This is a genomic window from Pseudaeromonas sharmana (genome assembly GCF_042649925.1).
GTDB lineage: Bacteria > Pseudomonadota > Gammaproteobacteria > Enterobacterales > Aeromonadaceae > Pseudaeromonas > Pseudaeromonas sharmana.
The window spans coordinates 615,464-638,759 of record NZ_JBHSAF010000014.1 but is presented as its reverse complement, the minus strand read 5'-3'; the positions used below and the strand labels follow the sequence as shown (position 1 = coordinate 638,759).

Here is a 23,296-nt window from a genome sequence, read left to right as displayed (position 1 = left end):
AGCCTCCGGAATTAGCATGCCTGTCTCTCCAGTTGCTCCAGTTGCTGGATAAAGGCGGTGGGTGTTAGCCGCCTTGGGATCCGCCGCCCCATGTGCTCTTTCATCCACACAATTTGCCCACGGTATTCTGGTTGCCCGAGTCGTTCTGGCCCAACGCTCACATGCACTGGTCGCTCGGCACCGTAGTAGTAGAGGCGATCAAAGGGTAGGGATTCAACGATAAAGCGAGCCAGCTCGGCGCTGCTGACTTGGTGGCTATAAAAATCAACGGCGGCTCCCAGCCGTGAACAGATGGGTAGCCCCTTGGTATTGATCTCATGGCTAGCGTGCTGATCCAGCGCCGGGGCGATTCTGGGTTGGGGATTTTGCCGGATCAGACGCGCCAGTGCCGCGGAGCAAAATCCAAAGGTGAGCTCTATGGGCCCCAATTGGTCGACCACAGGGTCAAGAATGGTGCTGGCCAGCACAGCCAATGCCTGCCAACTAGCGGGCTGCTCGGGCAGGTTCGCCAACTGCGTGCGCTGCCAGGTCTCCCCGCAGCAGATGAGCTGCTGATAGCGGAAGTGACGGCTACAGGGGGCACTCAATCTCAAATCACTGGGTGGCAGATGGAGCATGTTGGCGTCTCTCGCAACCTTTAAGAGCTTACTCTGCCAGATCGGGTCTCTCCTGCGCGAGCCTGATGCTTCTCTCCTGTGCCGTGGCTCGCGCCTTTAATCGGCTACTTGGTAGCTCAGCACATGAAACCTGCCGCTGCGGTCGATCTCACCGGGGTGCAGGGTGAGGGGGGAGCTAAAGCCGGGCATGTCGGTGACCAGGGTATGGAACTCGCCGTTCTCGCCACACGGGTCGACCTCCGGCGGCAGTTCGGCCAGCAGGCCGGCATCGAACAGGCGGCCACAGAAGCGGCCATCACACTGGCTGGTGTCAACGGTGATGAGGTGGGTGGTGATGCCGCGCTGCAGGATCTCGCGCGCCAGGTCGGCGGGGTTATCGCCGAGCAGCGGGAAGACACACTGCCAGCCGGCGGGTTCAATGTAGCTGCGGCGGTAATCGGCAATGCCATTGTGGAACATGTCACCAAAGGCTACGGCATCAATCGCCAGGCCACTGTGCCGCAGGCCATCGACCACGCACTGCTGGTAGACCGGGTTGGGCGGGAACACTTCCGGCAGGGCGATGGTGATAAGCGGCAAACCTAGCTGGTGTGCCTGTTGCTGCACCACCTCCAGCGGCGTGTTTTGGTACGGCACGCCACCTGCCACATGAGTGGTATAGAGGCCGATGACGTCGTAACGCGGATCGTCGCGCAAGCGCAGCAGGCTGAGGGCGGAATCTTTGCCGGAAGACCAGCTGATCAGGGTTCGAAGCGGCGACAGAGAGGGGGACATGGCGACTCCTTGCGATATGCGACGCCGCTCATGCTAGCGGCAACAGATGACCCGGGAAAGCGATCGTCGACGGATTGTTTTCTATACTCCTAGAACAAAACCTCGGGCTGGTCTCAAAAGAGGCGGTTACGGGGGCTGGAAAGAGTGGAACATGATGCTGACTGACGATTTGTTAGTCATTTTATGAGCACGAGATCCCGGAGGCAGTGTGACAAGACGATTGCCACATATCCGATTGACAACCCTTGCCTATGTGCTGGCGTTAGCCCTGCTGGCCGGTCTGACTTTGGGTTCACATCTGTTGCTGGCCAAAGTGGTTGCCAGCCAGGCGCAGGTTGCCGAAGTGGTCAACCTGGCCGGACGGCAACGCATGTTGTCGCAACGGCTGGCCAAGCTGGCACTGCAATGGCCCGGTGAGAGTCCGGCGCAGCGCCAGGTGTTGCAAAGCCGTATCGAACTGGCGTTGAGCGAAATGACTGCTGCCCACCGCTTGTTGTCCAATGCCAATTCGCGCCTTGGCAACCACTATGTGCCGGAGGTGGCCAAGCTTTACGAGCAGGGCAGCCTGGCCATCAACCGTTTGATCAATCGTTATTTGAATGACGTCAGATTGGTGGTCCGGCCCGGCCCGGTCAATCGCCCCGAGGTATTGCAGGATCTGCTGCAATTAGCCGACACCACCTTGCTCAATCAACTCGATGCCGTGGTGTTGACCTACCAGCATCATAGTGAACAGGTCATCCACCGTTTACAGATGCTGCAACGCGTTGGCCTGGGCATTATGTTGCTCACCTTGCTGCTGGAGGGGCTATTCATCTTCCGCCCGTTGTTCAAGCGGTTGGCATTGCGCGAGTGGGAATATCAACACCTGCTGTCGGTGATGGAGCGGCGGATTTCGCACCGTACCCGTGAGCTGATGCTGTCGGCCAAGGTGCTGGAACAGACCAGTGAGGGGGTGTTGATCCTCGACCGGGAGGGCAAGGTGATCGAGTCCAACCCGGCAGCGCGGCTGGCATCTGGCCGCTCCGAGCCGGAGCTCAAGGGGCGCATGGCACCGATGTTGCTGTCGAGACATCATGATGCGGCCTTTTATCGCAATCTGTGGACGACGCTGGAGTGGAGCGGCAACTGGGAAGGGGAGATCTGGGATGAACACCTGGGCGGGCGTGAGTATCCGGCTTGGGTGGTGATCAATCGGGTGCAGATCGACGGTGAGACCCGCCATATCGTGCTGTTTCACGACATCTCCGCCAGCCATAAACGGACACAATCGCTGCGGCACATGGCGTTCCATGATGCATTGACCGGGTTGCCGAACCGCTATTTGCTGCAGGAAAAACTCAATGAGTTGTTGCATGTCTGCCATGCCAAGCAGCGCAGGTTTAGCCTCATCTATCTGGATCTGGATCGCTTCAAACATATCAACGAGGCACTGGGGCATGAAGCGGGCGATATCTTGCTGGCGGCGTTTGCCCGCCGTTTGCGTAGCGAGATGGATGAAACCTTCACGCTGGCCCGCATGGGGGGCGATGAGTTCGTGATCCTGATGCCCGATCTCGCCGATCAAGAGTCGTTGCAGCCGGTGTTAAAACGCGTCACTAATGTGGCGGCAACACCGTTGGAGATCAATGGCCTGCCGGTTCAGGTTACGGTGTCGATCGGGGTGGTCTGTTTTCCGGAGAATGGCATTACGGCATCGGATTTGCTCAAGCACGCCGACAGCGCCATGTTATTGGCCAAGTCTGAAGGCGGAAATTTGCACCGTTTCTTCCACAGTGGCATGACAGACCGTATCAGTCGCTCGACCCGATTGGAGATGGAGCTGCGTAATGCGATTGAGCGCGAGGAGCTGCAGCTCTATTACCAGCCGAAGGTGCGGCTGGATAGCGGACAGATGGTTGGTGTCGAGGCGTTGCTGCGCTGGCCGCACCCTCAGGAAGGCATGATTTCGCCGAATGAATTCATTCCGTTGGCGGAAGCCACAGGATTGATTGTCGAGCTGGGTGATCTCGTTTTGCGGCTGGCCTGCCGACAGCTGGCGGCCTGGCGCGATCAAGGTCTGGAGCTCAATGTGGCGGTCAATGTGTCGGTTAAACAGCTGTTGCGAGCTACCTTGCATCTGCGTATCGATGAGTTGTTGCAGCAGTATCAGATCCCGTCACACCTGTTGCAGGTTGAGATCACCGAAAACAACGCCATGTTGAATCTGGATCATATCAGTCAGCAACTGCAGCAGTTGCGTGACATGGGGATCCGGGTGGCGATTGATGACTTTGGCACCGGCCACTCCAGCTTGGCTACGCTTAAGGAGCTGCCGGTGGATTATCTGAAAATTGATAAATCGTTCGTACTGAAGGCGACGGTTGATGAAGAAGATGCGATGGTGGTGAAGACCATCATCGGTCTGGGGCATCTGATGCACAAGCAGGTAGTCGCCGAAGGGGTGGAGACGCGAGAGCATGCCGACTTGCTGCAAGCGCTGGGATGCGAGCAGGGACAGGGCTATTACTTCGCCCGTCCGGTCCCGGCGGAGCAGATCATCCAAATGTGGAATCAGCCGGTTGCCATCGGCAGTCAACCCGGTTGTCTGCCACTCAGCAGCGCGCTTTCACCGTATTCATCATGAACGCCCTACGCGATAACGCGTCAACCTAGGGCCGGTCGGAACAAGGAGCAGGAGATGGGCAAGAAGAAACGCGAAGCCAGGGTAGTCGCTTCGGTACCCGCGCCGGAGGCCGGGGCCTTGGGTAACAAGGCCTACGAGCGCGAGTTGAAGAAACTGCACGAGGAGTTGGTCAAGCTGCAGCTATGGGTGGTGGCCAAGGGGCTGAAGGTGTGCATCGTTTTTGAAGGGCGTGACGGTGCGGGCAAGGGGGGGACCATCAAGGCGATCACCGAGCGGGTCAGCCCACGGGTCTTTCGGGTTGTGGCCCTGCCGGCCCCCACCGAACGGGAGAAGTCTCAGCTCTACCTGCAACGTTACATGCCACACTTACCAGCCGCAGGTGAGGTGGTGATCTTCGACCGTAGCTGGTACAACCGAGCAGGCGTCGAGCGAGTGATGGGATTTTGCACGCCGGAACAGAGTGATTCGTTTCTCAACTGGGTGCCGCTGGTGGAACGCTCCATGGTGGAATCTGGCGTTATCTTGCTGAAATACTGGCTGGAGGTTTCACCGCAGGAGCAGGAGCGCCGCTTGCGCGATCGCATTGATGATGGGCGCAAGATCTGGAAATTGTCACCGATGGATATCAAGTCATTTGACCGTTGGGATGAGTATACCGAAGCACGGGATCGGATGTTCCTGCGCACGGATACCTCCTGGGCCCCCTGGTTTGTGGCCCGTTCGGAAGATAAAAAGCGGGTCCGGTTGAATGTGATCTCCCATCTGTTATCGCATATTCCTTACGAGGCACTGCCCAGCGAAGTAATCAAACTGCCAAAGCGAAAAATTGGCCGCTACAAGGAAGCGGACTACCCTTTTCGCTACATTCCAGAAAAATTCTGAAATCGCACTCTGCGGTTTAGTGAAGACGCCAGTGGCGCCTTCACTCGTTATAGCGGCGGCGATAACAGCCGCCTCCGGTCGTAGAGCGCAAGACGGTTATCGTTTGGCTCAATGCCGTGATGGCGAACCCTGCCGGTGCAGGTACTGCTGGATACCGAGTCGGGCATTAAATAACAGCCGATCCCCGAGACTGTCGGCGAATTTGCTATTGCGAAAGCTGGCCAGAACTTTGGGGCTCAAGTCGGCGAACCAGACGGTATAGCCTTGTTCCTGCGCCCTGGCCTCTCCCTGAATCAGCATCTGCAGTGCCGAATACTCGATATCCGGTACTCGGCTCATGTCGAGCAACAATACCTGGGGGTGGTACTGGTGTAACAGACTTTGAATCTGGCTACCGATGTTCTGGGCGTTAATAAAGAAAATGCGGCCTTCAGGTCGCAGGATCAGCAGCCCGGGGATCTGTTCATCTTCCGGGTGGTCAGCGCTGAGCGGACGCAGGACATCAGCCCCCGGCTTGCGTGCTATGACATAGACAGCGGGAAAGGCGGTTTGGTGGGCCAGGCCAACCAGCGAGGCGATGATGGCGATGACAATGCCTTCGAGAGTGCCAAACAGCAGCACGCCAAGACAGGCGATCACCGCCCAGCGAAACTCCAGGGTCCGGATCTGGCGAATGGCGCGAAATTCGGCGGGCTGGATCAAGCCGACCGAATAGACGATGACCACGGCCGCCAGGGTGGCATGGGGAAGATAGCCAAGAACAGGCGCCAATAGCAACAGGGTGGCCAACGCCGTGCCCGCGGTGACCACTGATGCCATCTGGCTTTGTCCACCGCTGGCACCGACGACAGCTGTCTGCGAGGTGCCGCCACCCGAGGGCATGGTTCCACAGAAGGCGCCGACAACATTGCCTGTGCCCGTAGCCAGCAGTTCACGGTTGGCATCTGGTGGCGGATCCTCATGTCGTGCAAAGGCGCGACCGGCGGCTATCGATTCGGTAAAGCTCATCAGGGCGATGCCCAAAGCGCCGGGAAGCAGCTGTTGCATCAGGGTGATATCCGGCTGCACCAGTTGTGGTAATCCCCGGGGGATGATGCCGACGATCGACAATCCCGCGGGGGCCAGATCCAGCCCCCACGCCGCCGCAATGGCAATACCGACCGCGACCAGCGGGGCCGGGCTATGGGGCCAGAAGCGCTCCATGCCGATCAAAATGCCCAGTGTCACCAGCGCCATCAGCAGCGTGATCGGTGAATACGCTGGAATGGCCTGCAGCAGTTGCCACGCATCGTGAAAGAAGTTCTGTTTCTCAATGTGCACACCTAACAGTTTGGGCACTTGATCGAGCACTATGACCAGTCCGATGCCGGTCTTGAAGCCAGTCAGTACCGGCAGCGAGATGAAGTTGGCGATGAAGCCGAGACGCAGCACCGAGGCGAGGATGAGGATCAGGCCGACCAGCAGCGTCAGCGTGGCGCTGGCGGTCAGCAGGCGACCGGGATCGCCATCCGGCACCACTAACGCCAACTGGGTGCCGGCGAGGATAGCCAGTGTAGTGGTGGAGCTGACACTCAGTAGCCGTGACTGGCCGAGCCAGGCATACAGCAACATCGGCACCAGAGCGGTATACAGACCAATCTGGACCGGTAATCCGGCCACAGTGGCATAGGCCATGGCCTTGGGCAGGACCACTGCTGCGGCGGTAAGCCCTGCAATCAGGTCCGCACGGCGCTGACCTGTCTGGAGCTGGGACTGCACTGGGGGCATGATGTTTCTCGCGGGACGGGGTTTATATGAGGATAGTCAAGCGCAGCTAACCAATTGATAACAGTTCGCAGATTCAGACTGCAGTGAACACAGACTGAGCGTATACTCCCTCGCGTCATTCATTAAAAAGTGTGAAGTCCGCGCTAGTAAAATAGACGGGCACTTTGTAAGGATTTTTCGATGCTCTCTTTTTTTGAACGTCTGGTTCCTGCCTTTCCGGCGGAAGAGCCTGTCCAACCGCCGAGTTCACTGTTTGCATTCTGCCGTCACTACACACGGGGCATGGAAGTGCATCTGGTGTTGATGTCGCTGTTGACGACCTTGATCGCGATCGGCGAGGTGTCACTGTTTGGTTTTATGGGCCAGCTAGTCGACTGGCTCTCGGCGCAAACCCCGGACACCCTGGTGTCAGCAGAGGGCGGCCGGCTGCTGTGGTATGGCGTCATGATGCTGATCGGCTTGCCGGCGTTGATACTGATCCACTCCTTGCTGGTGCATCAAACGCTGCTGGGCAACTACCCGATGGCGATCCGCTGGCAGGCGCACCGCTACCTGTTGCGGCAGAGCGTGACATTTTACAGCAATGACTTTGCCGGCCGTGTCGCGACCAAGGTGATGCAGACGTCGCTGGCTGTGCGTGAGACGGTGATGAAGTTGCTGGATGTGATGGTCTATATCGTCGTCTATTTTGGCACCATGTTGTTTACCGTCGGTCAGGCGGATATCTGGCTGATGCTGCCGATGGTGGCGTGGCTGGTGCTCTATCTGGGATTGCAGTGGGTGTTTGTTCCCCGCCTCAAACGGGTCAGCACGGCGCAGGCCGAATCGCGCTCCATGATGACCGGTCGTATCGTCGACAGTTATACCAACATTCAGACCGTGAAACTCTTCTCTCACACCCAGCGTGAAGAGACCTATGCGCGTGAGGGCATGGACCAGTTCATGGGCACTGTGTACAAGCAGATGCGTCTGGTTACCGGGATAAGCGTCAGTGTGCAGGTGTTGAACTATCTGCTGGCGTTTTCCGTGGCCGCGCTGGCCATCGGGTTGTGGATGAGTGGCAACATCAGCGTTGGTGCCATCGCCATTGCCATCAGTTTGGCACTGCGTCTGAACGGCATGTCACAGTGGATCATGTGGGAGCTGAGCGCGCTGTTCGAGAACATCGGTACCGTGGCGGATGGCATGGCAACGCTCGCCAAGCCGCTGGATGTGGTCGACCAGCCACACGCAAAACCGTTGCAGGTGCACCAGGGTGAGGTGCGCTTTGATCATGTCAGCTTTCACTACGGCAAGGGCAGCGGGGTGCTCGACGATCTGGATCTGACCATCAAGGCGGGTGAAAAAATTGGTATTGTCGGGCGTTCTGGGGCCGGCAAGTCGACGCTGGTCAACCTGTTGCTGCGTTTCTACGATGTTGAATCCGGACGCATTCTGATCGACGGGCAGGATATCCGCGAGGTGACTCAGGAGAGCCTGCGTGCTCACATCGGCATGGTGACGCAGGATACATCACTGCTGCACCGGACGGTGCGCGAGAACATCTTGTATGGCCATCCTGAGGCGGGCGAGGAGCAGATGCTGGAGGCCGCGCGCAAGGCCGAGGCGTTGGAATTCATTGCCAACCTGACGGATCCGCACGGTAATACCGGCTTCGATGCCCAGGTCGGTGAACGTGGGGTCAAACTCTCGGGTGGGCAGCGGCAACGTATCGCGCTGGCGCGCGTACTGCTGAAGGACGCCCCGATCCTGATTCTGGATGAAGCAACCTCGGCGCTGGATTCTGAGGTGGAAGCGGCCATTCAGCAAAGCCTCGACAAGCTGATGGCCGGTAAGACCGTTATCGCCATTGCGCACCGCCTATCGACCATCGCCGCACTGGATCGTCTGATCGTCATGGATAAGGGGCGGGTCGTTGAGCAGGGGACCCATGGTGAATTGTTGGCCCAGGGCGGCATCTACGCCCAGCTGTGGGCGCATCAGACCGGCGGTTTTCTCGGCCTGGAAACCCTGGAGGAGGTGACCCCGGCGTGATCCAATGCCGGGGGCATTAGCCACTTCTGCTATTAAATGTGCAAAACAGGTTATTAAATAAGCATTCAAGCAAGCTTGGTGTAATAAAAGTTTGACACATTTCACGCTGGTGGTAGTATGCACTCCATCGGACGCGGGGTGGAGCAGTCTGGTAGCTCGTCGGGCTCATAACCCGAAGGTCGTAGGTTCAAATCCTGCCCCCGCAACCAAATCTCAGAAGCCCGGTGCATAGCACCGGGCTTCGTCGTTTCTGCGCGATGACACTTTCTGTGTCAACCCGGGCGATCCCGCCGGATATCCTCTTCCTTGCACCCTGGCCTTAGCCAAGCGGTGCCACGGCTTGCCATGGTCTTGGCCTGGTGCAGTCCATAGGTGCTCATCAGCGCTTGAGCTATTCGGTTGTCCGGCTGGTGGTCGGCATCGCCTGTTGCCGGGCCAGTTTGCGTTGATAGTCGCGCTTAACCAGCTCCAGTGCAGCCAGTACCCGTTCTGGAGGTTGCTGATGCAGCTCCAGCAGTTCAATCAGATCTACAGCCAGAATGACGTGGGGCTCGGCCTGTTGCAGCGACATAAGGTCTCCGGGAAATGACTGGGCAAAACGGGCAGATTACACAAAAAAATAACCCGACTAACAGGGAGGTAGTCGGGTAAAGACAAAGTGTTTAATTGCAGTGGCATAGATATAGAGTGTCGATTAGGCAGAAAGTTCACGAGAAAACCAAAAAAACTAAAAACTTTCCGAAAATTCGCAAATAGCGGGCGGCCAGGCAGTGACCAATCCTTGACACTGGTCCGATGTGATCTAGTTTTTAAACAAACGTTTGAAGTAGGCAGGGGGCGTGATGGCCAGTTGCGATACCCGCCAGCGCATTCTGGATGCGGCCGACGTGCTGTTTGCCAGACAGGGTTTTTCTGCGACCTCCTTGCGCGATATCACCCGTCAGGCCGACGTGAATCTGGCTGCCGTCAATTACCATTTCGGCTCCAAGCTCGGCTTGATGCAATCTGTCCTCGACCGGTATCTGGCCGTCTATATGCCACGCTTGCAGCAGCGGCTGTCGACCATCACCTGCCCGCTGACTGCTCGTCTTCTGTTAGAGGCCTTCATACAACCGCTGCTTGCATTACAGCAGCAGGATGCCGCTGCGCCCACCCGTTTTTTGCAGCTTTTGGGGCGCGGTTATATGGACGAGCAGGGGCATCTGCGTGCCTTCATTACCCATCATTACGGCGCTGTGCTGCTGTGTATTGTACAGCGCTTCCAACAATTGCTGCCGGAGTGCGGCGATGAGGAGCTGTTCTGGCGCATGCACTTTGCCCTGGGCGCCAGCGTGTTCGCCATGTCGGCTTTCGATGCGTTACAGGCCATCGCCGAGGCCGATTTTGGCAGGAATACCGATGTAGCGGCTTTGCTCGACCGGTTGCTGCCGTTTTTGGCTGGAGGCTTGGTCGAAGGCTGATCCATTCCTTGAGGATGCATGTTGCGAGGTGTCCCATGTTGAGTTTCATGTTGTTACTTTGTTGTGCGCTACTGGTCGCAGGCTATCTGTTGTTGACGGTGGCGCCGTGGCGGATGCGGTGGCTGTCACGCCCGTTTTTTGCGTACTTCAAGCGGGTGCTGCCCCCGTTGTCGACCACGGAGCGGGAGGCGATGGAAGCGGGCACGGTGTGGTGGGATGGCGATCTGTTCAGCGGCAAACCGGACTGGTCCAAACTGCATCGGTTCCCTGCGCCTGCGCTGAGCGATGAAGAACAGCGCTTTCTGGATGAAGTGGTGGATCCGCTGCTGGCCAGATTAAACGATTTTGACATCATCAATCGTCAGCGAGATTTACCGGCAGATGTCTGGGATTACCTGAAACAACAGGGCTTTTTCGCGCTGATCATTCCTCGGCACTATGGTGGTAAAGGGTTCAGTAATTTTGCCAATTCGACCATTGTAAGCCGTATCGCCACCCGCAGTCTGAGCGCTGCCGTGACCGTGATGGTGCCTAATTCGCTCGGCCCGGGCGAATTGTTGTTGCATTACGGTACCGAGGAGCAGAAGAACTACTGGTTGCCGCGTCTGGCCAGTGGCCAGGAGTTCCCCTGTTTTGCGCTGACAGGGCCTGAGGCTGGATCCGACGCGGGAGCCATTCCCGATGTGGGGATTATCTGTCGAGGAGAGTGGCGCGGGGAGGAGATCCTTGGCATCCGCCTGAATTGGAACAAACGCTATATCACGTTGGCACCCAGGGCCACGGTGCTGGGATTGGCGTTTAAATTGCAGGATCCTGATCACTTGCTGGGTGAACGCAGCGATTATGGCATCACCTGTGCGCTGATCCCGACTGATCATCCGGGGGTAGAGATAGGACAACGCCACTATCCAATGGCGCAGGTTTTCCTGAATGGCCCGACGCGCGGACACGAGGTGTTTATCCCGTTGGCGTGGATCATTGGTGGCCAGGAGTATGCCGGTAAGGGCTGGCGCATGCTGGTGGAGTGCCTGTCGGCGGGGCGTGGAATTTCACTGCCGGCACTGGGAGCCGCTTGCGGTCATGCTTCAACCCGAGCAACCAGCGCCTATGCCTATGTGCGACGTCAGTTTGGTTTGCCTATTGGGCGTTTTGAAGGGGTGCAGGAGGCGCTAGCCCGTATCGGAGCCCTGACATACCAGCTGGAGGCCACGCGGCGGCTGACAACGACAGGACTGGATATGGGAGAGCGTCCCGGCATCGTCACGGCAATTTCCAAATATCATATGACTGAAATGGCGCGGCAAATCCTGTGTGATGCGATGGATATTCACGGCGGCCGGGGCGTACAGCTGGGGCCGCATAACTATCTGGGTTACCACTGGATGGGGATCCCGATCGCCATCACGGTCGAAGGTGCCAACATATTGACCCGCAATCTGATGATTTTTGGTCAGGGCGCGACTCGCTGTCACCCCTATGTCTACCAGGAGATGGCCGCGGCGGCCGACGCCGATGCCGAGCAAGGACTGCAGCGTTTTGACGCTCTGCTGGTACGACACATTGTCTTTGCTTTGCGCAACCTGACGTTGGGCTTGGCTTCCGGTCTGACGCTGGGCAAGCTTGAGCGCGCGCCGGTGGCGGGGGCGACCGCTTGTTACTACCGTCAACTGACCCGCTTGAGCCGCGCCCTGGCATTATGCACGGACGTGGCAATGCTGACACTGGGGGGCGAGCTCAAACGGCGCGAACTGTTATCGGCCCGGCTTGGCGACGTGTTGAGCCATCTTTATCTGTGTTCGGCGACACTGAAGTATTACGAGGACCAAGGGCGAAAAGCCGAGGATTTGCCTTACCTGCATTATGCGATGCGCCGTTCACTCTGGCTGGTAGGGCAGGCGCTGCAGGGGGTGTTTGATAATCTCAAACCGGCGTGGGTAGGCAAGTTGCTGAAACGAGCGCTGTTTCCGTTTGGAATCCGCTATCGCCCGGTTCGGGACAGCACTATCAATGCCCTGTGCCAGCACCTGATGCAGCCCAGTGCGCTGCGGGATCGGCTCAGTGCTCTGTGTTTCTGGCAACCGGACGAGAACGATCCCATTGGCCGCGTGGAGCTGGCGTTTAGCGCCATGTTGCAGATCCAACCGTTGGAGCGGCGGGTGCTGGAGGCGCAAAAACAGGGGGTGCTGGCCAGCAAGCTGCCGCTGCCAGCCCTGTTGGCCGCGGCGCAGGCGGCAGGTTTGTTGAGCGAGCAGGAGATAGCGTTGTGGCAGCATGCCGACCGCTTACGCTATCAGGCGTTGCAGGTGGATGAGTTTGCACCTGGAGAATTGGAGCAGATGGGGCCTCAGGCGCCAGCAGGGGATTGATTACCAAGGCAGTGCTGTAAAGAGAACAGGCCTGTCAAAGACAGGCCTGTTCTGCAGGGCAGACGATAGACGGCTTATTCGACTGTCATGATCTTGCAGGTATTGGTCGACCCGGTGGTTTCGAGTTTATCGCCATGGGTGAACAGGACCAGGTCACCTGAATTGAGGTAACCCAGACCCTTCAAGACATCCATGGCATCGCGGCATACTTCAAACACCGGTTTGCTCTCGTCACCATCGAAGAAGACCGGCGTCACGCCGCGGTACAGGCTCGCCCAGTTCAGCGTCTGCTGGTGGCGCGAGAGTGCGAAAATCGGCAAGCCGGAGCTCAGACGCGACATCAGCAGGGGGGTGGTGCCGGACTCGGTCAGGGTGACGATCCCCTTGACGCCGGCCAGGTGGTTGGCCGCGTACATGGTCGACATGGCAATGGTCTCTTCCACCGAGGTGAAGGTGTAATTCATGCGGTGGTTGGAGACGTTGACACTGGGGTGCTTCTCGGCGCCCAGACAGACACTGGCCATGGCCGCCACCGTCTCGATCGGGAAGTCACCCGCTGCGGTTTCGGCAGAGAGCATGACCGCGTCGGTGCCGTCGAGCACGGCGTTGGCAACGTCCATGACTTCGGCACGGGTGGGCAACGGCGCCTTGATCATGGACTCCATCATCTGGGTGGCGGTAATGACGACGCGGTTCAGGCGACGCGCGGAGCGGATCAGCTTCTTTTGCACGCCCATCAGCTCGGAGTCACCGATTTCGACGCCCAGATCACCACGCGCGACCATGACGACGTCGGAGGCGAGGATGATGTCTTCCATGGCCTCATCGGTGGCGACGGTTTCGGCGCGCTCCACCTTGGCGACGATCTTGGCATGACTGCCAGCTTCACGGGCCAGTTCACGCGCATAGTTCAGGTCGGCACCGGAGCGCGGGAAGGAGACAGCCAGATAATCCACGCCCATCTTGGCTGCGGTCTTGATGTCTTCTTTGTCCTTGTCGGTCAGTGCAGGAGCTGACAGGCCGCCACCCTTCTTGTTGATGCCCTTGTTGTTGGACAGGGGGCCGGCGACGGTGACGGTTGTGTAGATGCGGCTGCCTTCGACACGCTCGACCGCCAACTGGACTCGGCCATCGTCCAGCAACAGCAGGTCACCGGCGATCACATCACTCGGCAGGGATTTGTAGTCGATCCCGACTTGGTTTTGGTCACCTTCACCCTTGCCGAGGTTGGCATCGAGCACAAACTTGTCACCCACCGAGAGGAAAATCTTGCCGTCCTTGAAGGTGGAAACCCGGATCTTTGGCCCTTGCAGATCACCGAGAATGGCCACGTTCTTGCCAAGGCGAGCAGCCAGTTCACGCACTTCATTCGCTCGCTTGATGTGATCTTCAGCGCTGCCGTGGGAGAAGTTCATGCGCACCATGTTGGCACCGGCCTTGATAATTCCTTCCAGCACGCCTTCACGGTCGGTGGCTGGGCCCATAGTGGTCACGATCTTGGTTCTTCTTAACATGTAGGACTCCAGAGAGAGTTGTTAATTAGTGATTCAAAAACGCTGATAGTGGCTAGCAACTATGACAAACTGTTTCAGTGACGCTGCACAATGTATTGAATTGTAATTTGAAAACGATTCTACACCATGCGCCGGATCAACGGTATAGCGCTCAAATGACAACAGGCCTCCATCGGAGGCCTGTTGTCATCAGGTATGCAGCATCTCGAAGCGGGAATCCTTGATTCCCTCCTTGACCTTCTTCAGGTTTTCGCGGAATTTCAGGCCGCGTCTTAGGGTAAAGCCAGTGGCCAGGACATCGATCAGGGCCAGCTGCGCGATGCGCGAGGCCATCGGCAGGTAGACGTCGGTATCTTCCGGGACATCCATCGATAGCACCAGATTGCACTCTCGTGCCAGCGGCGAGTCTTTTGCGGTGATGCCAATCACGGTCGCATCGTTCAGTCGTGCCAGGTGGGCAATTTCGACCAGAGCCTTGGTGCGTCCGGTGTGAGAAATGACCACGACCACATCGCCTTCAGCACTGTTGATGCAGCTCATGCGCATCATGACGATATCATCAAAGCAGACGACCGGGATGTTGAAACGAAAGAACTTGTTCAATGCATCATGGGCAACGGCAGACGACGCCCCCAGACCAAAAAACGAGATTTTTTTCGCCTGCGTCAGCAGGTCGACACAGCGGTTGACCATCACGGTGTCCAGGCTGTTCTTGGCCACATCCAGACAGGCGATGGTTGACTCAAAGATCTTGGCGGTGTAGGCATCCGGGCCGTCGTCTGCCTCGACGTGCAGATTCACATACGGAGTACCGTTGGCCAGGCTTTGCGCCAGATGCAGTTTGAAATCGGGGAAGCCTTTGGTATCCAGACGGCGGCAGAAGCGATTCACCGTCGGTTCGCTGACATCCGCCATCTTGGCCAAGGTAGCAATGCTAGAGTGAATCGCTGTCTGCGGCGCGGCCAGAATCACCTCGGCAACCTTACGTTCGGATTTACTGAAACTATCAAGATTTTTAGTGATTTTTTCCAACGTATTCATGACAACGTCTCGACTCTTGAACCGGTAATAAAATAGATAATCAATGCACTAACTCATTGAGTAAAAAGCGCATCCGATATTCTGACCACTGCGGTATCGCTATTTTCGCTCGAAGAAATATGACAAGCAGCAGCCCAATGATTAAGTAAACTTACCAGAGTTTTTTCCGCTTAGGCACTATTTTGTAATTTAATTACGACAATCTGTGCTGTGAATTCCATTTGCTGTGATCGGGCCGCTGTTTATCCGTTTTTTCTCTCGCTAGAATGACCGCCCAGTCGCGCCTCCAGGGTCATTGTCACGGCGGACTGACTTATATTACAAAACAACAAATTCCAAGGAGATTTCTATGGCAACGTATGCGTTGGTCGGGGATGTAGGTGGCACAAATGCGCGTCTGGCACTGTGTGCCATGGAGAGCGGTGCCATTTCCCAGGCCAAGACCTATTCAGGGTTAGATTATCCCAGCCTTGAAGCCGTGATCCGTGTTTATCTTGATGAGCACCATGTGCAAGTTGAGGATGCCTGTATCGCGATTGCTTGCCCGATCAAGGGCGATTGGGTCGCGATGACTAACCATACTTGGGAATTCTCCATCTCCGAAATGAAGGCCAACCTGGGTCTGAAACATCTGGAGATCATCAACGATTTTACCGCTGTATCCATGGCGATTCCGGTTCTGGCAGATGACGACAAGTTGCAGTTTGGCGGCGAAACAGCTCAGGCGGGCAAGCCGATTGCGGTGTATGGCGCGGGTACCGGTTTGGGCGTCGCGCATCTGGTCCACACCGGTGAGCGCTGGATGAGCCTGCCAGGTGAGGGTGGACACGTCGATTTCGCGCCGAACAGTGAAGAAGAAGACGCGGTATTGCATGCCTTGCGTGCCGAGTTGGGGCACGTTTCAGCCGAGCGCTTGTTGTCTGGCCCGGGATTGGTGAATCTGTATCGTGGTCTGGTCCTGGCAGACGATCGTCAGCCTGAAGCGTTACAACCCAAGGATGTGACTGAGCGTGCGCTGTCCGATTCCTGCACCGACTGCCGGCGTGCGCTGAGCCTGTTCTGTGTCTTGATGGGCCGTTTTGGCGGCAACTTGGCATTGAATATGGGCACCTTCGGCGGCGTGTATATTGCCGGCGGCATAGTTCCGCGTTTCCTGGAGTTCTTCAAGGCGTCCGGTTTCCGTGTCGCGTTTGAGGACAAGGGTCGTTTTCAAAACTACCTCAAAGACATCCCGGTCTACCTGATCACCCATGATCAGCCAGGCTTGCTGGGTGCCGGCGCCTACTTGCGGCAGAGCCTGGGTGTGAAGCTGTAAGCTGCGATTCGGCTGCGTCCACATCAGAAACAAGGGGCGCCATGGCGCCCCTTTGCTATGTGTAGCTGTCGTCGTGATTTACTCTTTGCCCAGGGGCAGGCGGATGTCGAAGCGCGCACCGCCTAGCTCGGAGTCGCGGATCGAGATCTCCCCCTGATAGCTGGCAATGATTTCGTGACAGACACTAAGCCCGATACCCTGACCACTCGAGCTGTCGGCACGTACGCCGCGCAGCAAGACCTGCTCACGCAATGAAGGCTCGATACCCGGGCCATCGTCTTCAAGGCAGAGATGCAGCCGGGTGTCATCACGGCGCAACTGCAGCCGAATTTCGCTGATGGCAAATTTATGGGCGTTATCCAGCAGGTTGCCGAGCAGTTCGAACAGATCATCGACCTCGCCGACAAACAGCAGATCCTCATCGTAATCAAACTGCAGATGGATACGTTTGTGTTGATAGACCTTGGCCATGGTGGCCAGCAGTTTTTGTACCACGGGTATCGGATCGCAGCCTTGGCCGCTTAACAACTGCCGGCCCGCCACCGCCCGCCGCAGATGGTATTGCACTATCTGATCCATCAACTGGACTTGATCGTCCAGGCTACGCCGTGCTCCTGGACTCAATCGTTCTTCGGCCATGGTGGCCTGAATCAGTGCCAGTCGTGTTTTCAGGCTGTGGGCCAGGTCGTTCATGGAATTCTGGTAGCGCTGGGTCTGCTCACGCTCATTGGCCAGCAATTCGTTCAGCGAACGCGTGAGTGGTAATAGCTCTGCCTCGAAATGGTCACTCAACTGAATGCGCTTTTGTTGGCGAATCTCCTCCAGTTGTTTTTGCATGCGGCCCAACGAACCCAGCCCCCAGCGGGTGGTCCACAATAGCAGCAGGGCAAAGCCGCCGTAAATCAACAAGGCGCGGCGGATGAAACTCCATTTTGCATAGTTGCGAATGTCCATCAGCTGCTGTGCCGGGCGCATTAATACGACATGAAATGTCCGCGGTATCGGGCTCTTCATGAAGCGGGTAAACCGCAGGCTATAGAAGTAATACACGCCAGCCCCTTGCAGGGTGCCAAGGCGGAAATCCGATTCTTGCCCTTTATGAATGCTGGCTAACTGCGTGCACAGGTCGGTTAACGTGGCGAGTTTTCCGGGGCGGATATCGTGCCACAACATGGAGCCGGTGTTTTCGCAGACCACACCATCAATTTGGCGATGTGGTCCTGTGATCGCCAGATCGCTGAACGGGTGTTCCCGCAGCGTCTCTTCCTGCTGGGCATTGCGGCTGGAGAAGAGGCGTGACAAATCATCACGCATCTCCTCCTGGGTGCGTCTGGTCTGATCTGCGATGAAGCGGTCGTATTCCAAACTCGTGAGCAAGACCATCAGCAGTGCCAATACCAGCAGCATGGCCGCCGTCAGTTTGAACGACAGCGAGCGGATCATTGGCATGGTATGGTAAACAGGTAACCCTGACGGCGGATCGTGGTGATGGGTTGCAAACTACCGTCCGCATCGAGCTTTTTGCGCAAGCGGCTGACCAGGACCTCCAAGGTGTTCGGGTCGCCCTCGCCATCACCGTACAACTGATCCATCAATTGCTGCTTCGATACCACCTGACCACTCTTGCGCATCAGGTATTCGAGGATCGAGTATTCAAAATGGGTCAGCACCACGGTTTCGTCGTTGATCTGCAGCTCTTTGCGCAGCAGGTCGAGCCGAAATGGACCGGCCTGGATTTGCGGCGCAATAAAACCCGCGCTACGCCGCAGCAGGGCGTTGAGGCGGGCCAGCAGCTCCTCCTTGTGGAACGGTTTAACCATATAGTCATCGGCGCCAGCCTCGAGGCCGACCACCTTGTCTTGCCAGTTACCACGCGCCGTGAGGATCAGTACAGGGAACGGGATCTGCCGCTCGCGTAACTTGCGCACCAGCTCCAGACCATCAATATCCGGCAGGCCAAGGTCGACGATGCCGACATCGATCGGATAGTCGTTGGCATAATGCAGCGCCTCATCGGCTTCGTGTGCGGCGAGGACCTGGTGTCCTTGCTCCTGCAATATCGATTTAAGATGATGATTCAACAGGCGATCGTCTTCGACCAGCAGAATTTTCATGGTGTGTACGACTTTGGTTGGTTAGCTGATCCCATTGTCGTTGCCACCTGCAGGGATGACAAGAGTTGACGTGAGAAAGCGTGTGCCGATGGGGAATTAATGTGCGGAAATGTGCGCAATCGAGCGGCCGCCGTTGCAAAGTGATGTCGACGACCAGCAAAAAGAGCAGGGGCTTGCGCCCCTGGTCATGAATTATTGCGTCCTGCTGCTTGCACACAGCGCGGACATCATGCGATGACCGATCCCCATAAATCGTATTCATCGGCATGTTCGATGCTAACCCGAACCAGATCCCCTGGTTTGAGGTTTGTTTCACCATTGAGATAGATGACACCGTCAATTTCGGGGGCATCGCCCGGAGTCCGGCCAATGGCCCCCTCCGCATCCACCTCGTCGACCAGTACCCATTGCGTCTGTCCCACTTTTTGGGCCAGCTTGCGAGTCGAGATCTGTTGTTGCAGCTCCATGAAGCGTACGAAGCGCTCTTCCTTGACCTCTTCGGGGACGGGATCCGGCAGTTCGTTGGCTTGGGCGCCGTCCACCGGGCTGTATTTGAAACAGCCGACGCGATCCAGCTCTGCTGCTGCGATGAAGTCCAGCAGCAGTTGGAAGTCCGCTTCGGTCTCACCGGGGAAGCCGACGATAAAGGTCGACCGCAGGGTGATGTCCGGGCAGATTTCGCGCCACTTGCGGATGCGCTCCAGGGTGCGTTCGACAGCGCCTGGCCGTTTCATCAGCTTGAGGATGCGCGGGCTGGCATGCTGTAACGGAATATCCAGATAGGGCAGGATTTTGCCTGCGGCCATCAGCGGGATGATGTCGTCAACGTGCGGGTAGGGGTATACGTAATGCATACGGATCCAGATACCGAGCTTACCCAGCTCTTCGCCGAGCGCCAGCATGCTGGTTTTGACCGGGGCGCCATCATAGAAGCCGGTTCTGTGTTTGACATCAACACCATACGCTGAGGTGTCTTGCGAAATCACCAGTAGCTCCTTGACGCCGGCCTCTTTCAGGCGTTTGGCTTCGGCGAGCACTTCACCAATCGGACGACTCACCAGATCGCCCCGCATCGACGGAATGATGCAGAAGGTACATCTGTGGTTGCAGCCTTCGGAGATCTTCAGATACGCATAGTGACGCGGGGTCAGTTTGACGCCCTGGGCCGGTACCAGGCTGGTAAAAGGATTGTGGGTCGGTTTTGGCACATAACGGTGTACATGTTCCAGCACCTGCTCGTATGCGTGCGGGCCGCTGATCTCGAGTACCTTGGGGTGGATGGCGCGGATCTGATCTTCCTTGGCGCCCAGGCAACCGGTGACGATGACCTTGCCGTTCTCTTCGAGGGCTTCGCCGATGGCTTCCAGGGACTCCTGGACCGCACTGTCGATAAAACCGCAGGTATTGACGATCACCAGTTCGGCATTGTCGTAGCGGTTGACCACCTCATAACCCTCAGTGCGCAGTTGCGTCAGGATGCGTTCTGAGTCCACCAGATTCTTCGGGCAACCCAGCGAGACGAAGCCGATGCGGGCCGCTCCGGATTGCGTCTGGGTTGGCTGAGCCGGTTGAGTGTCGAGCATCTGCCCCAGAGTGGTAGTGGAGCAGCTGTCAGAGGCGTTCGGATCGAAGGTATTGACGGTCATAGGCGTTAAAGCAGGCAGCAGATGTTAAAAAAGATGGCGGATTATACCTGAAGGAGGGCAAAGGGGAAGGCAGTGAGTTGGTGATTTATTGTTCATTATCTGTAAACAGCGCTGAGCATAGCGCCCTCTGGTTGACATCGCCATGCTCTTGAATCAATCCAGTCAGATCCTCCCCACGCGGGAGCGGCGCAGGTCGTCACTGCCGCACTCAGCACGGTTGCCGTTACAACGCCGCGCGCACTTGACGCCAGGCGGCGACAGATAACTGTAGTAAAGGGTGCTGGTTACGGTATCGAGTCCCATGCTGAAATTAAACTGAGCTGCCGTTCCTATGAGGGCCCCATGGTATTACTGATGCCAAACTTTGGTTGGGACGAATAATATGCAAGGGTGGGGCTGGAATATTATATAAATTCCGATAGCAATTATCGGTTAGTCTTTCGCTTTGATAAATAAAGATTTTTAATGATTTACCTGGGTGGGTGAAATATTTTTGACATACAGGAAGGTTATTTTTATCTGGTCTCAAATACAGGAGTGAATTCATGAAGCGTTTGATGTCGGCGAGTATTCTTATGCTGGGGCTTTCGGCTTTTCCGGTCCATGCCAGTGAATATGATAAGCCGGGATTTGTTACGGAAGTGGAAGATGGCCGTCTGTGGGTATTTAAGGATGGCTCAGAAGAATATAAAGCCTTCAAGCAGCATGGTGAGCCAGTTAAGCAGTTTACCAGTATCGGCACCGGCCCGGGCGGTATGACCGTCAAGGCAGCGGACCAATCGGTTCTGGATGGTTATCACGCGGCCATGGCGGCGAAAAACTGATGCACTAAGAGGAATAATCAGGGCTGATTGAAGTCCTGATTATTCTTTATTCGTCAAGTCGTGACTGTTTTATTAACCCTGTGTAATGTTTAACGATAATATTCGGCCATGAAGTTTAGCATATTATGCTGCATCGCATTTTGTGTGCCGATAGTTTGTTAGATGCTATGGTTATGCGCGTTTAATACTCACATCGTCGATGTATAAATGACGGCAGCGAGGTTGCGCTTGCTGGCGATGTGCTGCATTCCGATTTTTAAATCGAGTGCTGTTAATTAAATGACATGGCGTCCGGTATTATGAATACAGGTTGAGCAGTTGTTTTATATATTGTTGTCATGTTCTGTATTGTCAGCGCGCTGTGATGAGTCCAGTTCTATGGTATTCCGCCGGTAGAGCCATTTCCCCTTCTGTTATTCCTGGCCTGTTTTAGTCCATGGCGCAAGCTATCTTGTGACTACCGTCGCCATACACCCAGTGCGGCCGCTTAGCGTGTCTTGCGAAAGCGTGACCAGGCAGTGGCCGTTTTGAGCTGGCCGGCGCTATGGTTATAGAAGAGGTCTAGTCGGAGGAGTGCAAGATGAAAAAACTCATCCTTATCCGCCATGCCAAATCCAGCTGGAAGATAGCCGAACTGGAGGACAGCTGGCGGCCACTGAGCCCGCGTGGCTACCGGCAATTGGCGAGTCTGACCGCCCACATTCCACATCAGGGGTTGTGGCTGGTATCGCCTGCGGTACGAACCTACGCCACAGCCCATGTGTTGCGTCGTCTGGCGGGGTTACCGATGGGCGGTTTGCTGCTGGACGATCGGCTGTATGAGAGCAGTGGCCACAATCTGATGACACTGTTACGGGGACTGGATGACGTCGATGACGAGGTGACCCTGATAGGGCACAGTCCGGGACTGGACGAGCTGACGCAGCTACTCTGTCACGAACACCATCAACCGTTTGGCACCGGCGACCTGGTCACACTGCAGTTGCAGATTAAGGCGTGGAGCGACTGCCGGGAGAACTGCGGGCAGGTTTTATTACATCTGGTGCCTCGCGACTAGTACTTGCCGGCGTGTATAAGCAACAACCCCGCTAGCGCGGGGTTGTCAGCAATCATGTATCGGGCCGCGATCAGGCTGCGAAGTTCTTGGCTGCAAAGTCCCAGTTGGCCAGAGCCCAGAACGCTTCCAGGTACTTTGGACGCAGGTTGCGATAGTCGATGTAGTAGGCGTGTTCCCAGACATCCACGGTCAGCAGTGGCGTCACACCTTCAGTCAGCGGGCAGCCGGCGTTGGAGGTGTTGTGGATCGCCAGGGTGCCATCGGCCTTCTTCACCAGCCAGGTCCAGCCAGAGCCGAAATTACCGATTGCCGATTTGGTAAACGCCTCTTTGAATTGCTCGAATGAGCCGAATGCGGCATCGATTGCTGCAGCCAGCTCACCCGTTGGGGCGCCGCCGGCATTGGGGGCCAGGCTGTGCCAGAAGAAGGTGTGGTTCCAGATCTGTGCTGCGTTGTTGAATACGCCGCCACTGGAGGTCTTGATGATCTCTTCAAGGGACTTGCCTTCAAATTCAGTACCCGGAACCAGATTGTTCAGGTTGACCACGTAAGCGTTGTGGTGCTTGCCATAGTGATACTCAAGGGTTTCCTGAGAGAAATGGGGTTCCAGTGCATTTTTTTCGTAGGGCAGGGCCGGAAGTTCAAACGCCATAATGCGACTCTCCAATTCGGTGGCCAGTGGCTGGCCTTGTGATAGGTATGCGGGGTAACCCCCGTTGCGTTTTGATTTATAGCAAACTTTTCGGCATAAACGCCACAACTATGACATTTGATTTTAACAACTCGATTACGCTGCGCTCACAGCCGACTGAATGGCGTACTAATCAAGATCCTGCATCAAGGATTGTCGCGGCATGGATAATCAGTAAAATGAAGCCATCTTTAGCGAGCCTGAGGCCAACATGGAAACCATCGACAAGATCAAGCAACAAATCGCCGAGAATCCGATCCTGCTGTATATGAAGGGCTCGCCCAAGCTGCCGAGCTGTGGCTTCTCATCCCAGGCTTCGCAAGCACTGATGGCTTGCGGCGCACCGTTTGCCTATGTCGATATCCTGCAGAATCCGGATATTCGTGCCGAATTGCCAAAGTACGCTAACTGGCCAACCTTTCCTCAACTGTGGGTAGAGGGCGAATTGATCGGCGGTTGTGACATCATGTTGGAAATGTTCCAGCAGGGGGAGCTGCAAACCCTGATCAAGGAAGCAGCGGCACGTCATCAACCGGCAGAGTGATTCGCGGTTGAACTGGCTAACAGG

General features: G+C 56.6%; 19 protein-coding genes and 1 tRNA gene. 10 read left to right on the top strand and 10 right to left on the bottom strand.

Going from position 1 to position 23,296, the window contains the following annotated elements; all coding sequences use genetic code 11:
* Positions 1-11: 11 nt before the first annotated feature.
* Together ACFOSS_RS12625 and ACFOSS_RS12620 are read right to left on the bottom strand one after the other, a co-directional pair.
* Positions 12-617, bottom strand: coding sequence for a hypothetical protein (locus ACFOSS_RS12625; RefSeq protein WP_377153028.1), 606 nt, complete (start codon positions 615-617; stop codon positions 12-14).
* Between the two features lie 96 nt (positions 618-713).
* Positions 714-1,391 (bottom strand): Dph6-related ATP pyrophosphatase, encoded by a 678-nt coding sequence (locus ACFOSS_RS12620; protein ID WP_377153026.1) that lies wholly within the window; start codon positions 1,389-1,391, stop codon positions 714-716.
* 208 nt (positions 1,392-1,599) lie between these two features.
* Here ACFOSS_RS12620 and ACFOSS_RS12615 point away from each other — a divergent pair, with 208 nt between their 5' ends.
* Together ACFOSS_RS12615 and ppk2 are read left to right on the top strand one after the other, a co-directional pair.
* Complete coding sequence (locus ACFOSS_RS12615; protein WP_377153024.1) at positions 1,600-4,017, top strand: EAL domain-containing protein; 2,418 nt, start codon at positions 1,600-1,602, stop codon at positions 4,015-4,017.
* 54 nt (positions 4,018-4,071) lie between these two features.
* Positions 4,072-4,899 carry a polyphosphate kinase 2 gene (gene ppk2 / locus ACFOSS_RS12610; RefSeq protein WP_377153022.1) on the top strand — a complete coding sequence of 276 codons (828 nt, stop codon included), beginning with the start codon at positions 4,072-4,074 and terminating at the stop codon, positions 4,897-4,899.
* Positions 4,900-5,007: 108 nt separating this feature from the next.
* Here the strand turns inward: ppk2 and ACFOSS_RS12605 are convergent, their stop codons facing one another.
* On the bottom strand, positions 5,008-6,666 hold the full coding sequence (locus tag ACFOSS_RS12605) for a SulP family inorganic anion transporter (protein WP_377153020.1): 1,659 nt from the start codon (positions 6,664-6,666) through the stop codon (positions 5,008-5,010).
* A gap of 180 nt (positions 6,667-6,846) precedes the next feature.
* Between ACFOSS_RS12605 and ACFOSS_RS12600 the strand changes: the two genes are divergently transcribed.
* Entirely contained in the window at positions 6,847-8,700 is a 1,854-nt protein-coding gene (locus ACFOSS_RS12600; protein ID WP_377153018.1) for an ABC transporter ATP-binding protein, read from the top strand.
* A 132-nt stretch (positions 8,701-8,832) separates the two neighbouring features.
* Positions 8,833-8,909, top strand: a tRNA-Met gene (locus tag ACFOSS_RS12595).
* 182 nt (positions 8,910-9,091) lie between these two features.
* Here ACFOSS_RS12595 and ACFOSS_RS12590 read toward each other — a convergent pair.
* A complete protein-coding gene (locus tag ACFOSS_RS12590; protein WP_377153016.1) occupies positions 9,092-9,271 on the bottom strand; it encodes a DUF2496 domain-containing protein in 180 nt (59 codons plus the stop codon).
* Between the two features lie 271 nt (positions 9,272-9,542).
* Here ACFOSS_RS12590 and ACFOSS_RS12585 point away from each other — a divergent pair, with 271 nt between their 5' ends.
* Both ACFOSS_RS12585 and ACFOSS_RS12580 read left to right on the top strand, forming a co-directional pair.
* Positions 9,543-10,160, top strand: coding sequence for a TetR/AcrR family transcriptional regulator (locus ACFOSS_RS12585; RefSeq protein ID WP_377153014.1), 618 nt, complete (start codon positions 9,543-9,545; stop codon positions 10,158-10,160).
* A 47-nt stretch (positions 10,161-10,207) separates the two neighbouring features.
* The gene (locus tag ACFOSS_RS12580; protein ID WP_377153946.1) at positions 10,208-12,526 is read left to right on the top strand and encodes an acyl-CoA dehydrogenase; all 2,319 of its coding nucleotides are present in this window, start codon (positions 10,208-10,210) and stop codon (positions 12,524-12,526) included.
* A gap of 74 nt (positions 12,527-12,600) precedes the next feature.
* Here the strand turns inward: ACFOSS_RS12580 and pyk are convergent, their stop codons facing one another.
* On the bottom strand, positions 12,601-14,040 hold the full coding sequence (pyk, locus tag ACFOSS_RS12575; protein ID WP_377153012.1) for a pyruvate kinase: 1,440 nt from the start codon (positions 14,038-14,040) through the stop codon (positions 12,601-12,603).
* Between the two features lie 189 nt (positions 14,041-14,229).
* Positions 14,230-15,081, bottom strand: coding sequence for a MurR/RpiR family transcriptional regulator (locus tag ACFOSS_RS12570; RefSeq protein ID WP_377153010.1), 852 nt, complete (start codon positions 15,079-15,081; stop codon positions 14,230-14,232).
* 343 nt (positions 15,082-15,424) lie between these two features.
* Here ACFOSS_RS12570 and glk point away from each other — a divergent pair, with 343 nt between their 5' ends.
* Positions 15,425-16,396 carry a glucokinase gene (gene glk / locus ACFOSS_RS12565; protein WP_377153944.1) on the top strand — a complete coding sequence of 324 codons (972 nt, stop codon included), beginning with the start codon at positions 15,425-15,427 and terminating at the stop codon, positions 16,394-16,396.
* Between the two features lie 78 nt (positions 16,397-16,474).
* On the opposite strand, the gene ACFOSS_RS12560 is transcribed toward glk, so the two are convergent.
* The 3 genes from ACFOSS_RS12560 to rimO all read right to left on the bottom strand — a co-directional run bounded on the left by ACFOSS_RS12560 (position 16,475) and on the right by rimO (position 20,093).
* Positions 16,475-17,845: an ATP-binding protein gene (locus tag ACFOSS_RS12560; protein ID WP_377153007.1), complete on the bottom strand. Its 1,371-nt coding sequence runs from the start codon at positions 17,843-17,845 to the stop codon at positions 16,475-16,477.
* Positions 17,836-18,510, bottom strand: a complete 675-nt coding sequence (locus ACFOSS_RS12555; RefSeq protein ID WP_377153005.1) for a response regulator — start codon at positions 18,508-18,510, stop codon at positions 17,836-17,838. The genes ACFOSS_RS12560 and ACFOSS_RS12555 overlap by 10 nt, the downstream gene beginning before the upstream one ends.
* A gap of 227 nt (positions 18,511-18,737) precedes the next feature.
* Complete coding sequence (gene rimO / locus ACFOSS_RS12550) at positions 18,738-20,093, bottom strand: 30S ribosomal protein S12 methylthiotransferase RimO (protein ID WP_377153942.1); 1,356 nt, start codon at positions 20,091-20,093, stop codon at positions 18,738-18,740.
* Positions 20,094-20,701: 608 nt separating this feature from the next.
* On the opposite strand from rimO, the gene ACFOSS_RS12545 reads away from it, so the two are divergent.
* Together ACFOSS_RS12545 and ACFOSS_RS12540 are read left to right on the top strand one after the other, a co-directional pair.
* On the top strand, positions 20,702-20,980 hold the full coding sequence (locus ACFOSS_RS12545; protein WP_377153003.1) for a hypothetical protein: 279 nt from the start codon (positions 20,702-20,704) through the stop codon (positions 20,978-20,980).
* Positions 20,981-21,560: 580 nt separating this feature from the next.
* A complete protein-coding gene (locus tag ACFOSS_RS12540; RefSeq protein WP_377153000.1) occupies positions 21,561-22,037 on the top strand; it encodes a SixA phosphatase family protein in 477 nt (158 codons plus the stop codon).
* Positions 22,038-22,107: 70 nt separating this feature from the next.
* On the opposite strand, the gene sodB is transcribed toward ACFOSS_RS12540, so the two are convergent.
* Positions 22,108-22,689 (bottom strand): superoxide dismutase [Fe], encoded by a 582-nt coding sequence (sodB, locus tag ACFOSS_RS12535; RefSeq protein ID WP_377152998.1) that lies wholly within the window; start codon positions 22,687-22,689, stop codon positions 22,108-22,110.
* A gap of 250 nt (positions 22,690-22,939) precedes the next feature.
* Between sodB and ACFOSS_RS12530 the strand changes: the two genes are divergently transcribed.
* The gene (locus tag ACFOSS_RS12530) at positions 22,940-23,272 is read left to right on the top strand and encodes a Grx4 family monothiol glutaredoxin (protein ID WP_377152995.1); all 333 of its coding nucleotides are present in this window, start codon (positions 22,940-22,942) and stop codon (positions 23,270-23,272) included.
* Positions 23,273-23,296 lie beyond the last annotated feature (24 nt).

Coding starts and splice junctions, on each gene's coding strand:
- ACFOSS_RS12625 (WP_377153028.1), bottom strand. CDS start 617: ATGCTCCATCTGCCACCCAGTGATTTGAGATTGAGTGCCCCCTGTAGC.
- ACFOSS_RS12620 (WP_377153026.1), bottom strand. CDS start 1,391: ATGTCCCCCTCTCTGTCGCCGCTTCGAACCCTGATCAGCTGGTCTTCC.
- ppk2 (WP_377153022.1), top strand. CDS start 4,072: ATGGGCAAGAAGAAACGCGAAGCCAGGGTAGTCGCTTCGGTACCCGCG.
- ACFOSS_RS12605 (WP_377153020.1), bottom strand. CDS start 6,666: ATGCCCCCAGTGCAGTCCCAGCTCCAGACAGGTCAGCGCCGTGCGGAC.
- ACFOSS_RS12600 (WP_377153018.1), top strand. CDS start 6,847: ATGCTCTCTTTTTTTGAACGTCTGGTTCCTGCCTTTCCGGCGGAAGAG.
- ACFOSS_RS12590 (WP_377153016.1), bottom strand. CDS start 9,271: ATGTCGCTGCAACAGGCCGAGCCCCACGTCATTCTGGCTGTAGATCTG.
- ACFOSS_RS12585 (WP_377153014.1), top strand. CDS start 9,543: ATGGCCAGTTGCGATACCCGCCAGCGCATTCTGGATGCGGCCGACGTG.
- ACFOSS_RS12580 (WP_377153946.1), top strand. CDS start 10,208: ATGTTGTTACTTTGTTGTGCGCTACTGGTCGCAGGCTATCTGTTGTTG.
- pyk (WP_377153012.1), bottom strand. CDS start 14,040: ATGTTAAGAAGAACCAAGATCGTGACCACTATGGGCCCAGCCACCGAC.
- ACFOSS_RS12570 (WP_377153010.1), bottom strand. CDS start 15,081: ATGAATACGTTGGAAAAAATCACTAAAAATCTTGATAGTTTCAGTAAA.
- ACFOSS_RS12560 (WP_377153007.1), bottom strand. CDS start 17,845: ATGCCAATGATCCGCTCGCTGTCGTTCAAACTGACGGCGGCCATGCTG.
- ACFOSS_RS12555 (WP_377153005.1), bottom strand. CDS start 18,510: ATGAAAATTCTGCTGGTCGAAGACGATCGCCTGTTGAATCATCATCTT.
- rimO (WP_377153942.1), bottom strand. CDS start 20,093: ATGCTCGACACTCAACCGGCTCAGCCAACCCAGACGCAATCCGGAGCG.
- ACFOSS_RS12545 (WP_377153003.1), top strand. CDS start 20,702: ATGAAGCGTTTGATGTCGGCGAGTATTCTTATGCTGGGGCTTTCGGCT.
- ACFOSS_RS12540 (WP_377153000.1), top strand. CDS start 21,561: ATGAAAAAACTCATCCTTATCCGCCATGCCAAATCCAGCTGGAAGATA.
- sodB (WP_377152998.1), bottom strand. CDS start 22,689: ATGGCGTTTGAACTTCCGGCCCTGCCCTACGAAAAAAATGCACTGGAA.
- ACFOSS_RS12530 (WP_377152995.1), top strand. CDS start 22,940: ATGGAAACCATCGACAAGATCAAGCAACAAATCGCCGAGAATCCGATC.